The organism is Burkholderia sp. PR2 (assembly GCF_052372875.1).
GTDB lineage: Bacteria > Pseudomonadota > Gammaproteobacteria > Burkholderiales > Burkholderiaceae > Burkholderia > Burkholderia diffusa.
Genome location: NZ_JBQRWH010000002.1, coordinates 594,466 through 608,588, shown reverse-complemented (window position 1 = coordinate 608,588; position 14,123 = coordinate 594,466). Strand labels below are relative to the sequence as shown.

General features: G+C 67.5%; 11 protein-coding genes and 1 pseudogene. 7 read left to right on the top strand and 5 right to left on the bottom strand.

Annotation, left to right across the window (positions count from 1 at the left end; translation table 11 throughout):
- Nucleotide 1 precedes the first annotated feature (1 nt).
- The 7 genes from ACT2FV_RS14335 to scpA are packed head-to-tail and all read left to right on the top strand — an operon-like array spanning nucleotide 2 to nucleotide 7,355.
- The gene (locus ACT2FV_RS14335) at nucleotides 2-562 is read left to right on the top strand and encodes an MSMEG_0567/Sll0786 family nitrogen starvation N-acetyltransferase (protein ID WP_226117060.1); all 561 of its coding nucleotides are present in this window, start codon (nucleotides 2-4) and stop codon (nucleotides 560-562) included.
- Nucleotides 559-1,545: a sll0787 family AIR synthase-like protein gene (locus ACT2FV_RS14330; RefSeq protein ID WP_444504146.1), complete on the top strand. Its 987-nt coding sequence runs from the start codon at nucleotides 559-561 to the stop codon at nucleotides 1,543-1,545. Before ACT2FV_RS14335 ends, ACT2FV_RS14330 begins: the two co-directional genes overlap by 4 nt.
- Nucleotides 1,542-2,726: an MSMEG_0565 family glycosyltransferase gene (locus ACT2FV_RS14325; RefSeq protein ID WP_151047771.1), complete on the top strand. Its 1,185-nt coding sequence runs from the start codon at nucleotides 1,542-1,544 to the stop codon at nucleotides 2,724-2,726. Before ACT2FV_RS14330 ends, ACT2FV_RS14325 begins: the two co-directional genes overlap by 4 nt.
- A gap of 9 nt (nucleotides 2,727-2,735) precedes the next feature.
- Nucleotides 2,736-3,020: an MSMEG_0570 family nitrogen starvation response protein gene (locus ACT2FV_RS14320; protein WP_059599611.1), complete on the top strand. Its 285-nt coding sequence runs from the start codon at nucleotides 2,736-2,738 to the stop codon at nucleotides 3,018-3,020.
- 56 nt (nucleotides 3,021-3,076) lie between these two features.
- Nucleotides 3,077-4,378, top strand: a complete 1,302-nt coding sequence (locus tag ACT2FV_RS14315; RefSeq protein WP_151047774.1) for an MSMEG_0569 family flavin-dependent oxidoreductase — start codon at nucleotides 3,077-3,079, stop codon at nucleotides 4,376-4,378.
- A 5-nt stretch (nucleotides 4,379-4,383) separates the two neighbouring features.
- Nucleotides 4,384-5,217: a Pnap_2097 family protein gene (locus tag ACT2FV_RS14310; protein ID WP_151047777.1), complete on the top strand. Its 834-nt coding sequence runs from the start codon at nucleotides 4,384-4,386 to the stop codon at nucleotides 5,215-5,217.
- Nucleotides 5,214-7,355 carry a methylmalonyl-CoA mutase gene (scpA, locus tag ACT2FV_RS14305; protein ID WP_444504145.1) on the top strand — a complete coding sequence of 714 codons (2,142 nt, stop codon included), beginning with the start codon at nucleotides 5,214-5,216 and terminating at the stop codon, nucleotides 7,353-7,355. The genes ACT2FV_RS14310 and scpA overlap by 4 nt, the downstream gene beginning before the upstream one ends.
- Nucleotides 7,356-7,419: 64 nt before the next feature.
- Here scpA and ACT2FV_RS14300 read toward each other — a convergent pair.
- The 5 genes and pseudogenes from ACT2FV_RS14300 to ACT2FV_RS14280 form a co-directional block, all read right to left on the bottom strand.
- Nucleotides 7,420-7,860 (bottom strand): annotated as a pseudogene (locus ACT2FV_RS14300) (acetate--CoA ligase family protein); the annotation flags it as partial.
- A 208-nt stretch (nucleotides 7,861-8,068) separates the two neighbouring features.
- A complete protein-coding gene (locus tag ACT2FV_RS14295; RefSeq protein WP_444504144.1) occupies nucleotides 8,069-10,027 on the bottom strand; it encodes a phosphatase PAP2 family protein in 1,959 nt (652 codons plus the stop codon).
- A gap of 236 nt (nucleotides 10,028-10,263) precedes the next feature.
- A complete protein-coding gene (locus ACT2FV_RS14290; RefSeq protein WP_444504143.1) occupies nucleotides 10,264-11,784 on the bottom strand; it encodes a diguanylate cyclase in 1,521 nt (506 codons plus the stop codon).
- Between the two features lie 203 nt (nucleotides 11,785-11,987).
- The gene (locus ACT2FV_RS14285; protein WP_444504142.1) at nucleotides 11,988-13,460 is read right to left on the bottom strand and encodes an NAD-dependent succinate-semialdehyde dehydrogenase; all 1,473 of its coding nucleotides are present in this window, start codon (nucleotides 13,458-13,460) and stop codon (nucleotides 11,988-11,990) included.
- Nucleotides 13,461-13,568: 108 nt separating this feature from the next.
- Nucleotides 13,569-14,060, bottom strand: a complete 492-nt coding sequence (locus tag ACT2FV_RS14280; protein WP_006749694.1) for an Lrp/AsnC family transcriptional regulator — start codon at nucleotides 14,058-14,060, stop codon at nucleotides 13,569-13,571.
- Nucleotides 14,061-14,123: the final 63 nt, after the last annotated feature.

Sequence of the window (14,123 nt, the reverse complement as noted above, 5' to 3'; positions counted from 1 at the left end):
CATGTACTGCGCAGAGATGGGACTGGCCGACAGCCGCGACACCTACCGGCCTGCCGAATACCGGATCAAATGGGCGGAGCTTCCTTGGGAAATCGATGAAGCGTACAAGCTGCGCCGGGCGGTGTTCTGCATCGAGCAGGGGATCTTCGCCGGCGACGATCGCGACGATATCGATCGCCACGCGCAATTGCTGGTCGCGGTCAGCTGCTGCGCCGGGCTGCCGGAGCAGGTGGTCGGCACGGTGCGGATTCATGAAACCGTGCCCGGAACCTGGATGGGTTCGCGGCTCGCGGTGCATCCCGCGTTTCGCAGGCAGGGCCGGATCGGCTCGATGCTGATCGCGCTGGCCGTCAGCAGCGCGCATGCCGAAGGTTGCCGGACCTTCGTCGCACACGTGCAAGCGCAGAATGTGCCGCTGTTTCGTCGGCTTCACTGGGACGCGCTCGGCGAAGAAACGTTGTTCGGACGTCCTCATCAACTGATGCAGGCGCAGCTTGCGCACTATCCGCCGTGCGGCACGCCGTTCGAGGGTTTCGTCCTGCGCGCGGAGGGGCGGCAATGAGTGTCGAAGATCGCATCGCAACGTTGCGCGCAAGCCGCGGCTTCCAGCACAAGCACGACATTTCCGGCGTGGTGGCGTCGCTCGCGGCGGCATTGCCGAACGGCGAACGGGATCTCGCACAGGCCGTTGCACTCGGCGACGACTGCGCGGCGATTCCCGACGCGGACGGCTACTTGCTATTTGCGATCGAGGGCATGGTCGGCGATTTCGTCGAGTCGATGCCGTGGTTCGCCGGTTACAGCGGTGTGATGGCGAACGTCAGCGACATCTACGCGATGGGTGGGCGGCCGATCGCCGTCGTCGACGCATTGTGGAGCGACGGAATCGACGCCGCGCGCCCGGTGCTCGCCGGGATGGCCGCGGCGGCGGCGGCGTATGGCGTGCCGATCGTCGGCGGCCACAGCAACACGCGCAGCGCGCAGGGGCAACTGGCCGTATCGATCGTCGGCCGGGCGCGCGCGCTGCTGTCGAGCTTCAGCGCGCGGCCGGGCGATCGCCTGATGATGGCGGTCGACCTGCGCGGCGCATTCGAGGAGCCGTATCCGTTCTGGAATGCGTCGGTCGCCGCGCCGCCGGCCCGGCTGCGTGGCGATCTCGAGATTCTGCCGACGTTGGCTGAAGACGGGCTGTGCGATGCCGCGAAGGATATCTCGATGGCGGGCGTGCTCGGTACGGCGCTGATGCTCGCCGAATGCTCGCGCGTCGGTGCGCGCATCGAGCTCGACGCGATTCCGCGTCCGCCTGGCGTCGACTTCGATCGCTGGCTGACGGCCTTTCCGAGCTACGGATTCCTGATGGCGGCCCGGCCGGCGCATGCCGACGCGATCGCGGAACGCTTCGCGGCGCGCGGGCTCGCGTGCGCCGTGATCGGCGATATCGATGCAACGCGTGAGGTCGTCGTCGAAGAAGCGGGCGAAACCGCGATGCTGTGGGATTTCCGGATCGAACCGTTCATGACCGGCGTCGGCGGAGGTGTGCGATGAGCGGCGATACGTTGCGCATAGCGCTGCTTACCCACTCGGTCAATCCGCGCGGCGGTGTCGTGCACGCACTTGAACTCGCCCGTGCGCTGCACGAAACGGGAAGCAACGTCACCGTGTTCGCGCCGGCCGCGCCGGGCGAGGCGATGTTCCGCGAGGTCCCGTGCCGCGTCGTGCTGGCACGCGTCGATGGCCATCCGCGCAGCGTCGCTGAAATGGTGCGCGCGCGAATTTCCGCGATCAAGCACACCTTGCTGGAGCACGACGCAAGCGGGTTCGACGTTCTGCATGCACAGGACAGCATCACGGGCAATGCACTGGCCGAGCTGAAGCAGTCAGGGGCAATCGATGGATTCGTACGGACCGTACATCACCTCGACGTATTCGACGACCCGCAGCTCGAACGCTGGCAGGAGCGCGCGTGGCGAGAGGCGGATCAGGTGCTGTGCGTGAGCGCCGCCTGGGCGGCCACGATGCGGAACACGTTCGGGGTCGACGCAAGCGTCGTGCCCAACGGCGTGAACGTTGCCCGGTTCGCTCGTGCGCACCAGGCGGACATGCAGGCGGTGCGGCAGCGATTCGGCCTGCACGGCGCGCCGGTTGTCCTGGCGATCGGCGGGATCGAGCAGCGGAAAAACTCGATTGCGTTGCTCGAGGCGTTCGCACGGCTGCGCGACACGATACCCGAGGCACGGCTCGTGATCGGGGGCGGCGCGAGTCTGCTCGATCACGATGCATATGCGCGCCGTTTCGTCGCGCGTGCCGCAGCGCTCGGGCTGGGCATCGGTGTCGACGAACCCGTCGTACCGACGGGGCCGCTGGACGACGCGGCGCTGATCGCGCTGATGCACTGCGCCGACGTGGTGTCGATGGTGTCGATCCGGGAGGGGTTCGGTCTGGTCGTCCTCGAGGGGCTCGCCTGCGGAAAGCCCGTCGTCGTGTCGGAAATCGCCCCCTTTACCGAGTATCTGGACGAGCGCGCGTGCATCTGGGCCGATCCCGACGACGTGGATTCGATTGCCGACGCGCTGTGCGATGCGCTCACGGGACGGCGTGCTCCCGATTTCGCACATGCCGTCCCCGCGCTGCTGAACCGCTTCACATGGGAAGCGAGTGCGCGCAGGCATCTGGACATCTACCAGGACAGGCTGGCGCAGCGTGCGCAAGCATCGTCCGCCGAGTGAGGAGGAATCATGCCGGTCATGCATTTTCGGGTTCGTTGGCCCGACCAGTCGGAAACCAATTGCTATTCGCCTTCGACCGTCGTGTCGGAATTCTTTGCGCCCGACACGCAGTACGCGCTTGACGATTTCGTCGAGCGGGCCCGCCGCGCGCTGGGTATCGCGTCCGATCGCGTACGCGAAAAATACGGGTTCGCTTGCTCGGCCGCGATGGACGAGCTGGCACGGATTGAAGCGCACGCGGAACGATTTGCGCCGCAGGGCGATGCGACCGTGACCGTCATCGAGCTCGTTTGAGGCGTCCGGCATACGGAAATCCATTGTCGTCTTCAACACACATTCAGGACTGCATCATGTCAAGCGAAAGCGTTGTTTCATCCAGCCTCCCGGATATCGATTCCCATCTCGGCGTAGCCGTCATCGGTGGCGGGCAGGCGGGATTGTCGATCAGCTACTACCTGAAGCAGGCAGGCATCGATCATCTCGTATTCGAAAAGGAAACTGTGACGCACACGTGGCGCAAGCAGCGCTGGGACGCGTTCTGCCTGGTGACGCCGAACTGGCAGTGCGCGCTGCCGGGCTATCCGTATCGCGGTGCCGATCCGCACGGCTTCATGACGAAGGACGAGATCGTCGAGTATCTCGACGGCTTCATCCGCAGCGTCGATGCACCGGTGCTGGAACACACTGCGGTCGAGCGCGTGGCGCGCGACGCGGACGGACGCTATCGCATCGCGACGTCGCGCGGCACGTACACGGCGGATCGGGTCGTCGTTGCATCGGGTGGCTACCATCGGCCGATCGTCCCGCGCATGGCCGAGCGGCTTCCTGCATCGATCGTGCAGATCCAGTCTTCGGAATACCGGAATCCGGCCGCCTTGCCGGACGGACCGGTTCTCGTGGTCGGATCTGGACAATCGGGTGCGCAGATCGCGGAAGACCTCCACCTCGCCGGACGAAAGGTGTTCCTCGCGGTGGGCGATGCCCCTCGCTGTGCCCGTTTCTACCGGGGCAGGGACGTCGTCGACTGGCTGGCAGACATGCAGTACTACGACATGCCGGTCGATGCGCATCCGCTGCGTGAAGGTGTGCGCGACAACACCAACCACTATGTGACCGGCCGCGACGGCGGGCGCGACATCGATCTGCGCCGCTTTGCCGTCGAAGGGATGGAACTGTACGGTCGGCTGGAGGATTTCACGGACGGACAGTTGCGATTCTCCGCGGATCTGTCGGCGCGGCTCGACAGCGCGGACGATACGTACAACGGGATCAATGCCGGCATCGACGCCCATATCGAGAAAAACCGGATCGCGGCGCCGCCGGCGACGCGCTACGAACCCGTGTGGCGTCCGGCCGGCGAGCGCACGGCGCTCGATCTCGCGGCCAGCGGCATCGCATCGGTCATCTGGTGCATCGGCTTCACCCCGGATTTCAGCTGGCTGGATGAGCCCGTCTTCAACGGTCGCGGCTATCCCGCGCACCGGCGCGGCGTGACGCCGGTTTCGGGGCTCTACTTCGTCGGGCTGCCCTGGCTGTACACGTGGGGTTCGGGTCGATTCTCCGGAGTTGCGCGCGATGCCGCCCATATCGTCGACCAGATCCAGGTCGAGATAACGGCCGCGCGGTGCTCGGCCGAAAGCCTGGCCGCTTGACGCCGATGCATACCGCCATCCATCGCTATCGGGCCGGCATGCCGCAACTCGCGCACACGGGGCTCGCGGAAAACTGGCTGCTCAAGGAGTGCGGGCAACGCCACTGGGACGCGCTGGCCGCGCATAGCGGCCGCGACGTGCCCGAGTTCTTCGACGATGAGGGGCGGCGTGCCTACGCGTCGTTCGTTGCGGTGCGCGTGGACATGAACCGCCGCCAAGCGATTTGCGAGAACGACACGTTCGCGCTTCATGTCGCGCTTCACCGGGTCGGCCCGATTCGCCATTTCAGCGAACAGCGGATCCGGCACGGCAACGAAGAAGCCGGAGTCGTGCGGATGATGTCGACGTTCGTGACGCGCGAACATGCCGGCAGCAACCGTTCGGTGATGAAGGCGCGAATGACCGGCGTCGACGGCCGCACCGGACCGGTCCCGGCCGATGCGCTGTCGATGGCGGAACGGGCGAAGAAGTTGCGGGTGCGGGATTTGTCGATCGTACCGGCGCTCGCCGGCCTCACCGAGGACGACGGCGCAAGCGTCTCGTTCCTGCCGTGCCCGAACATGGATTTCAACGGCGCGGACCTGCTGTACTTCGCCAGCTTCCAGGCATTCGTCGACCGCGCGGAATGGCAGCATTACCGCTTCGCGCACGCACCGGTGCTGGCGGCGCGTCAACTGTACTTTCACGGAAATCTCGACATCGGCGATGCGTTGACCGTGCGTTTCTTGCGTGCCCGACCTGATGCGGGGGGCTTGCTGCACTGGAGCGAAATCGTCCGCGACAGCGACGGGACGAAGATTGCCGACGTGATCACGCAAAAGCACTGGAGCCGGGCATGAACGAAGCGACAATCATGGAGCCGGGCGCTGACGTGGAGAGCGTCGCGCGGAACGACCGAGGCGCGCGGACGGTGCCGCTGCGCACACTCTACACGCAGCGCGATCTCGAAGCGGTCGCGCATCTCGACGGCATGCCCGGGGCATGGCCCTATGTGCGCGGGCCGTACGCGTCGATGTATACCGATCGCCCATGGACGATCCGGCAATACACGGGGCACGCGGACGCGACCGATTCCAATCTCGCGTTTCGCACGGCACTCGAGCAGGGCGCGCAGGGGCTGTCCGTGGCATTCGACCTGGCGACGCAGCGAGGCTACGACTCGGATTGCGCCGACGCACGGGCCGATGTCGGCGTGGCCGGCGTCGCGATCGATACGGTCGAGGACATGGTGCGACTGTTCGACGGCATCGCGCTCGACCGCACGACCGTGTCGATGACGATGAATGGCGCGGTCCTGCCGATCATGGCGGCGTTCGTCGTGGCCGCCGAGGAGCAGGGTGTGCCGCCCGCCCGGATCGGCGGGACGGTTCAAAACGACATCCTGAAGGAGTACATGGTCCGCAATACGTGGATATTCGAGCCGGCGCCGTCGATGCGGATCGTCGCAGACGTCGCGTTGTGGCTGGCGGAGCACGCCCCGCGCTTCAATGCGCTGTCGGTGTCGGGATATCACTTCCAGGAAGCCGGCGCCGATGCCGTGCTCGAACTCGCGTTGACGCTGTCGAACGCGCGTGCGTACGTCGACACGCTGGCCGCACGTGGCATGCCCGCGGATGAAGCGTGCTCCCGTCTGAGCTTTTTCTTCGGCGTGGGCAGTGATTTCTATACGGAAATCGCCAAGCTGCGCGCGGCGCGTCTGCTGTGGGCGGAGATCGCGCATGCGTGCGGCGCGCGTTCGCCCCGGGCGTGCGCACTGCGCATGCATTGCCAGACATCGGGCTGGTCGTTGACGGCACAGGAGCCGGAAAACAACATCGTTCGCGTGACCGCGCAGGCGATGGCCGCGGCGTTCGGCGGCACGCAGTCGCTGCACACGAATGCGTACGACGAAGCGCTTGCGCTGCCCTCGGCGGCGGCCGCGCGCCTCGCTCGCAACACGCAGCTGATTCTGCAGCATGAAACGGGACTGTGCGACACGGTCGATCCGTGGGCCGGTTCGTACATGATGGAGTCACTGACGGACGGTATCGCGACACGTGTGCGCGCCGAGCTGACCGCCATCGACGCGCAGGGCGGCGTGATCGCCGCGATCGAGTCCGGCTGGGTCAAACGGCGCTTGCTGCGTGCCGCGGCCGCGACGCAGGCGCAGGTCGATTCCGGGCGCCGGACCGTGGTCGGCGTGAACCGTTTCGTCACGAGCGATCCGACGGACGCGTTCATGGTGCGCGAGGTGGACGGCCGTCATGTTCGGGCCGGGCAGGAACGGCGAATCGCAGCCGTCAAGGCCGCGCGCGATCCGGTGCGGGTTGCGACGGCGTTGCGGCGGCTGGCCGATGCGGCGCGCGACGGCACCGGAAACCTGCTCGCACTGGCGATCGACTGCATGCGGGCACGTGCGACCGTCGGGGAGTGTACGCGCGCGCTCGAATCGGTATGGCCGCGGCATGCCGCGGCGGTGGAAGCGGACGGCGAGGGTGTCTACGGCGACCATCGGCAAGGCGACGCCGCATGGCGGGCGGCGAAGGGCCGCGTCGACCGGCTGGCGAAACGGGCCGGCCGCCGGCCGCGCATCGTGATCTCCAAGCTCGGCCAGGACGGACACGACCGCGGTGCGGCCGTCGTCGCAGCCGCGCTCGAGGACGCCGGATTCGACGTCGTTCGCCTGCCGCTTTTTCAGCAACCCGCATCCGTGGCGGCAGCAGCGCAGGCGCACGGCGCCGATATCGTCGGCATTTCGTCGTTGTCGGGCGCCCACCTCGAGCTCGTCGAAGAGCTGCTCGACGAACTGGCATCGCGTCGCGCCGAGATTCCGGTGGTGTTGGGCGGCATCGTTCCCGCCGCGGATGCGCGACATCTGAAGGCGAAGGGTGTCGCAGCGACTTTCGGGCCCGGCGTATCGCTCGATGCGATCGCCGAAGCGCTTTGCGCATGTATCGAGCGGGCTCGATGCGCACACCCGGCGGACGGCGCGAGCTGACGCGGGACGGCCGGCCGTTCATGCGACAGCGGTTGCATCGCGCGAACGATCGGCCGCAGCCGCGTCAAGCGAGCACGGCAACGCCGTCGGCCGCTCGCACGCCTTGGCCGGCGTCGAGCACGAACAGCGGATTGATCTCGGCTTCGACGAGCCGCTCGCCGAGCTGAAGCGCCATGCGCGAGAACGCCACGAGCGCGGCGGCGAGCGCTTCGACATCGGGCGCGAAGCCGGCCGCGATCTCGACGTCGCAGCGCATGCGCGTGAGACGCCCGCCGATCCCGTCCGCGCTCAGGCCGACCGCCACGCCGCCGACATCGCTCTTGTGCGTGATGCGGTTCGACAGGCGCTCGAGCACGACGCGATCGTCGAAGTCGCGCGCAGCCTGCTCCGCATCCGCGGCGGTGCGGACGATGCCTTCCCGCGCGGGCGGGATGCCGAAGCGCGCGAACAGCGCCCTGTCCTGCGCTTCGTCGAGCGGCCCGGCCGGCAGGTCGGCCAGGTCGACCGCAATTGCTTCAACTACATCGATCGCACCAACATCGGCTTCGCGGCGCTGACGATGAACCGCGATATCGGCCTGACCGTCAGTCAGTTCGGCATGGCGGCCGGGCTGTTCCGGAGGGCGCGTGCAATCCACGTGGATGCGGGCACCGATCAGGCGCGGCGCGGCGGAAAGTCCGAAGCGATGAACGTCCCGCGCGCACCGCTCCGGATCATGACGCCGACAACCTCATCGACACCCCCGTCGCTGTATAAACCGGCGTCGCCTTGAACCCGTCGACCGTCACGGTCGAGAACTTCGCTGAAGCCGCCGCGCCGTCGATCAGCGCGATCGTGTCGCCGGCCTTCGGCGCATAGCCGTTCACGAACTTCACGTGCAGCGTGCCACCCGCGACGGTGAGCGGGCCGCCGACGCGCAGCCGTCCGCCGCCGTTGCCGTCGATATCGAGTTCGAGCGTCGTGTTGTCGAGCTGCGTGTAGCGTGTCGCGACCGTCACGGGCGACGCGGCCGCGATCCGTACGCTGCCGCCCGAGCCGACATAGACGTCACCGGTGCCGAACGCGCTCGCCGATGCAGCGGCGAGCGTGCCGCCGCTCACCTGCGTGCCGCCCGTATAGCTGTTGTTGCCGGCGAGCGTCAGCGTGCCGGTGCCTTGCAGCGTCAGCTTGCCGGCGCCGGCGATGTCGTTGCGCCACTGATCGGCCGCATTGAGCCCGCCCTGGGATGCGTCCATCGACACGACGACGTTGCCGCTGAACGCGCCGTAACCGTCGGCCGCGGCGAACAGGTTCAGGCGCCCCCAGCCTTCCGCGTCGTCCATCACCGGATAGCCGGACTGCACTTCGGTGGTCTTCAGCACGACGCGCCGCTGATCCGCGCTCAGATACGGGAAGCGCGTCTGCAGCAGAATTTCCGCGCCCTTCGGCACCACGGGCGGCGCGCCGATCGATTCGATCGTGCCGAAGCCGAACGTCATGCGGCGCGCGAAGGCCGTCTTGTTCGTCGCGTAATCGGCAAACCGGTCGGTGGTCGGCGTGCCCGAGTGCGCGAAGGCGGCGAACGTCGTATCGGTCGTTCCCGTGAGCTGCTGCAGCGTCTGATGGGCCTGCGCATACGCGGCCTGCGCGTCGCTCGCGTACGCGGTCAGGTTCGCCGCGCTGATCGCGAGCGCGAGCATGCGGCCGCCGATCACGTCGAGCGGCGAGTGCATGCCGGCGAGGATCCGGTTTTCGCCGAGTTCGAGGCCGCGGCTGACCATCTCCTGGAAGCGCTCCGGCACGAGCCACGCCATCGTCATCGCGTCGCGCACCGCTTCGGCCGTGTGGCCGCTGATGAAGCCGCCGTCGGTAGCGGGCGTCGTGCTTTCCGCCGGCACGAGCGTCGGCGCGACGACCACGCTCGTGCTCCACCGGTACGGCCGCGCATACTTGTAGAAGCGCTTCGACGGCTCGGTCGACGCGTTGTTGCCCATCTGGTTGAGCAGGTCGACGACCTTGCCGAAGTTCGTGTTCGTGCTGCTGCCGATACCGACGTTGTTGCCGGAATCGTTGTACAGCACCGTCGTCGCGTCGGCGGGCACGCTCGTGATGCTGGTCGTCTGCTGGGCCGCGGTGCGCCATGCGTCGGTGAGCGGCCCCATGCCGTCGGTCACGCTGTAGCCCTTGCCGCGCCGGTCGTCGAAGTAGGCGGCGTCGGCCTGTTGCTGCGTGCGGGCGGTGGTTGCGTTGATCACATACTGGACATTGGCGTTGAGCACCGTGTCGTTCAGGATCGTGCCGCAAGGCGTGCCGCTGCCGGGCAGGCCCGAGCAGGTCGACGGCGAGATCGCCGGAAACGCGCCGTTGGCGGGCGCGCTCACGCCGGCATCGACCAGCATCGTCGCCGGTTGCCACAGGTCGAGGAAGCGGCTCACCACGCGCACGGCGGCGTTGGTCGACAGCGTTGCATAGCGCGCGTCGCCGCGCTGGTTGGTCGCGATGTTGTCGACGAAGGCCGGCACGCTCGGCACGGGCGCGCTGTCGACGAAACCGGGGTCGGCCGGCGGTGCCGGCATGGCCGCGCTGGTCGTGGTGGTCGACGCGACATCGTCGCCGCCGCCGCATGCGGCGAGAACGATCGCACTCGACAGCGCTGCGACGTGCAGCGGGAAACGGCTTCGTGACGCAAACATGCAAGACTCCATCCTGAGTGTTGAAGATGGCGGATTGTCGTGGGCGATCGTGACGCAGCCGTTAAGGATTTGTTTCGGGTCGCGGACGATGCGCCCGAATGTTCACTATGTGGTGAATTCGTGATGCTGAACGTTTGCGGACGGATCGATTCTGCCGTCGGCCGATGTTCTGCAGCGTGCGGATACGGGCAGGCGGTGCTCGCGCGGGTGCTTGAAGGAGAGCGGAACCGGCACGGTCAAGCCGGTTGAGCCAACGACTTCGCGTCGGCGTGGCACACGCGGTTTCTGCCCTGGCGCTTCGCCGCATAGAGGGCGAGGTCCGCCTGATGCGACAACGCGTGCACGGACCTCGGGTGCGCGCGGTGCCCGGTCGCGCAGCCGATGCTGACCGTGAAAGCCGGAATCGTCGCGTCGAACCCGTCGAGCCGGTTGCGCTCCACGGCGCGGCGAATCGCCTCGGCGACCTGCGCGGCGCCGCCTTCGTCCGTATCGGGCAACACGGCGACGAATTCCTCGCCGCCGTAGCGCGCGGCGAGATCGCCGCGCCGCCGCGTATGCGCACGGATGCACTCGGCGAGAAAGCGCAGCGCGATGTCGCCTTGCGCATGGCCGTATCGGTCGTTGTACTGCTTGAAGTGGTCGGCGTCGATGAACAGCACCGACAGGCTGCCGTCACTGCCGCGCTGCAGCCGCTCCCATTCGTCGGCGAGCGCGGCATCGAGCGCGCGACGGTTGTGCAGGCCCGTGAGCGGATCGGTGCGCGTCAGGTCGGTGAGCAGTGTCTGCTTGCGCAGGTTGTCCCGCAGCGCGAACGCGAGCAGCCATACCACCGCGCAGAACAGTGCACCGATGACGGACGCAGACACACCGACCGTCCACGCGAGGTGCGTGGTGCCGGCCAGCACGTCGCGCTCGGCCGGCGCGACCACGGCAATCAGCGGCGTTCCGGGCACACGCTGGAACGTATAAAGCCGCACGGTGCCGTCGATGCTCGAGCGCGCCACATAGAAACCCGATTCGCGGTTCACCATCCGTTCGAACGACTTCGAGCGGCGCAGGCGGACCATCTGGTGATCGCTCAACGGCGGGTTGCGCGCGAGGATCGTGCCGTCCGCGCGCAGGATCGCGCTGACGCCGTGCGGCCCGACGTTCAGGCGGGACAGGAGGCGATCGAAGTAGGCGAGGTCGATGGCGACCACCGCGATCCCGTCGAACGTGTGATCCGCCCGCTCGATGCGCCGCGACAGCGCGATCGATTCCGTGTCGCCGCGCGAACGCGCGCGATACGCCTCGGACACGTAGAGGCCGACGTTGTCCGCATCGCGATGGACCTTGAAGTAGTCGCGATCGCTGAAGTCCCAGTTGTGGGTCGGGCTGCAACAGCCGTCGATCAAACGGCCGTAGCGGTCCGTCACGCCCATGCCGGTCACGTATTGCGCGGCCGTGCGCTCGAACAGCACGTCGTGACGCAGCCCGGCGTCCATGCGTGCGACGGCGGGATTGCCGAGATCGATGGCCAGCGCGACGAGCGCATTGTTGGACGTTTCGACGGTGCGCGCGATCTCGCTGACCAGGACGGCCGCGACATTACGCGACGTCTCGTGCGCATGCTCGACGACTTCGCTTCGCGCGGCCCACAGCGTCGCTGCGCTGATGCCGAACGCCGCGAGCGACATCAGCGTGCCCAGCACACCGACGATCAGGTGGTGGCGGCCGGCCCAGTCGGCAATTTTCTCGATCGAAGTGAATGCAGGCATTGCTCGCGTTCGTGCGGGGAGCCGGCTGCGATCGCAGCGGCGCGGGTCAAATCCGGGTTAACGGCACCGTTAACCGGAAATCGAGGCCGCCATGCGAAGCGATGACTGCATGGGTGCCGCAAACGTGTGCGGCCGTTGCGCGCCGGTCGCGGCGCGCCGCGCAACGGAACGCAACGGCCGCGGATGCGAGCGGCCGCGCGGGATCAGTCGAGCCCGCCCTGGCACAGATACTTGATCGACAGGTAATCGTCGAGGCCGTAGCGCGAGCCTTCACGGCCGTAGCCCGATTCCTTCACGCCGCCGAACGGCGCGGCTTCGCTCGCAAGCGCGCCCTCGTTGATGCCGACGATGCCCGTTTCGAGCCGCGCCGACACGCGCGCGATGCGGCGCACGTCCTGCGTGTAGAAATACGCGGCAAGCCCGAACGGCGTGTCGTTCGCGGCGTCGACGGCTTCATCCTCGGTGGCGAACCGAAACAGCGCGGCGACCGGGCCGAAGGTTTCCTCGCAGGTCAGCTGCATGTCGGCGGTGGCGTCGGCGAGCACCGTCGGCGCGTAATAGTTCGGCCCGAGTTCGGGCAGGCGCTTGCCGCCCGTGAGCACGCGTGCGCCGCGCTCGATCGCGTCGCCGACGTGGCGCGCGATCTTGTCGATCGCGCGCGCGTTGATCATCGGGCCGATCTGCGCGGCCGGGTCGGTCGCCGGCGCGACCTTCAGCGCGGCGACGCGCGCGGCGAGTTTCGCGGCGAAGGCGTCGTAGACGCCGGCCTGCACGTACACGCGATTCGGCGACACGCAGGTCTGGCCACCGTTACGGAACTTGGCGGCCATCAGCCCGTCGACCGCGGCGTCGAGCTCGGCATCGTCGAACACGATGAACGGTGCATTGCCGCCGAGCTCCAGTGACAGCTTCTTCAGCGTCGCGGCCGATTCGCGCGCGAGCAGCTTGCCGACGGGCGTCGATCCGGTGAACGTGATCTTGCGCACGCGAGCGTCGGCGAGCCAGTCGGCCACCGCATCGATGCCGCGTTCGCGCGATGCCGCGATCATGTTGAGCACGCCCGGCGGCACGCCGGCTTCCTGTGCGAGGAAGGCCAGCGCGAGCGCCGTGAGCGGCGTGTCTTCCGCCGGTTTCGCAACGACCGTGCAGCCGGCCGCGAGCGCGGGTGCGATCTTGCGCGCGATCATCGCGAGCGGAAAATTCCACGGCGTGACCGCGGCGACGATGCCGATCGGCTCCTTGACCGCACTCAGCCGCTTGCCGCGCTGCTGCTGCGGAATCAGGTCGCCATAGGTGCGCGTCGCTTCCTCGGCGAACCACAGCACGTACGACGCGCCGTACGCGACTTCGCCGCGCGCTTCGGCGAGCGGCTTGCCTTGTTCGCGCGACATCAGCGCCGCGAGATCGTCGGTGTGCGCGACGATTGCCGCATGCCACGCGCGCAGGATGGCGGCCCGTTCGCGAGCGGGCGTTGCGCGCCATCCGGGCAGCGCGCGCGCTGCCGCGTCGGTCGCGGCGCGCGCGTCGGCGGCGCCGCTGTCGGGTGCGTGGGCAACGATCTCGAGCGTCGCGGGATCGGTGACGTCGAAGCGGCGGCCGTCGAGCGCATCGCGCCAGGTGCCGTCGATCAGGTTGGCGGTGCGAACGAGTTCGGTTCGGGACAGCGTAAGCGGCATGACAGATCCTTGGATGGGGCGATTCGGTGACGACGGCGGCGGCGCGGGCGCGCGACTACCCCGCGCGGACGGCGGGCCGCCGCGTTCGTGGATGCCGCGCGCTGTCCGTCAGTGACGCTCGCCGAACAGCGATTCGAGCGGGTAGTGCCGTTTGACGAACGGCGACTTGATGATGACGTAACTGAAATACTTCTCGATGCCGATGTTCTGCTCGAGCAGCCCTTCGACGATCGTCTGGTAATGGCTCACGCTGCGCGTGATGAACTTCAGCAGATAGTCGTAGCCGCCGCTCGCGAGGTGGCACTCGACGATCTCGTCGACGTTGCGGATCGCCGCGACGAAACGGTCGAAGTCCTCGCGCCGGTGGTCGGCCAGCGTGACTTCGGTAAACACGACCTGCACGTCGCCGAGTTTCTCGAGCTGGATGTGCGCGCCGTAGCCGCCGATGTAGCCGGCCTTCTCGAGCCGCTTCACGCGGATCAGGCAAGGACTGGGTGACAGTCCGACCGCATCGGCCAGTTCGACGTTGGTCATGCGGCCGCGCTTTTGCAACTGGGAGAGGATGCGCAGGTCGATGCGATCCAGCTTGCTGTCCGTCATGTTCACGTGAGAGGGAAAAAATGGAATGTCCGGTTACTTTAGAGTCGAACGATGGCCGCCACA

Excerpts from the sequence above, each read along its gene's own strand:
- ACT2FV_RS14335 (WP_226117060.1), top strand. The coding sequence starts at position 2 with ATGTACTGCGCAGAGATGGGACTGGCCGACAGCCGCGACACCTACCGG.
- ACT2FV_RS14330 (WP_444504146.1), top strand. The coding sequence starts at position 559 with ATGAGTGTCGAAGATCGCATCGCAACGTTGCGCGCAAGCCGCGGCTTC.
- ACT2FV_RS14325 (WP_151047771.1), top strand. The coding sequence starts at position 1,542 with ATGAGCGGCGATACGTTGCGCATAGCGCTGCTTACCCACTCGGTCAAT.
- ACT2FV_RS14320 (WP_059599611.1), top strand. The coding sequence starts at position 2,736 with ATGCCGGTCATGCATTTTCGGGTTCGTTGGCCCGACCAGTCGGAAACC.
- ACT2FV_RS14315 (WP_151047774.1), top strand. The coding sequence starts at position 3,077 with ATGTCAAGCGAAAGCGTTGTTTCATCCAGCCTCCCGGATATCGATTCC.
- ACT2FV_RS14310 (WP_151047777.1), top strand. The coding sequence starts at position 4,384 with ATGCATACCGCCATCCATCGCTATCGGGCCGGCATGCCGCAACTCGCG.
- scpA (WP_444504145.1), top strand. The coding sequence starts at position 5,214 with ATGAACGAAGCGACAATCATGGAGCCGGGCGCTGACGTGGAGAGCGTC.
- ACT2FV_RS14295 (WP_444504144.1), bottom strand. The coding sequence starts at position 10,027 with ATGTTTGCGTCACGAAGCCGTTTCCCGCTGCACGTCGCAGCGCTGTCG.
- ACT2FV_RS14290 (WP_444504143.1), bottom strand. The coding sequence starts at position 11,784 with ATGCCTGCATTCACTTCGATCGAGAAAATTGCCGACTGGGCCGGCCGC.
- ACT2FV_RS14285 (WP_444504142.1), bottom strand. The coding sequence starts at position 13,460 with ATGCCGCTTACGCTGTCCCGAACCGAACTCGTTCGCACCGCCAACCTG.
- ACT2FV_RS14280 (WP_006749694.1), bottom strand. The coding sequence starts at position 14,060 with ATGACGGACAGCAAGCTGGATCGCATCGACCTGCGCATCCTCTCCCAG.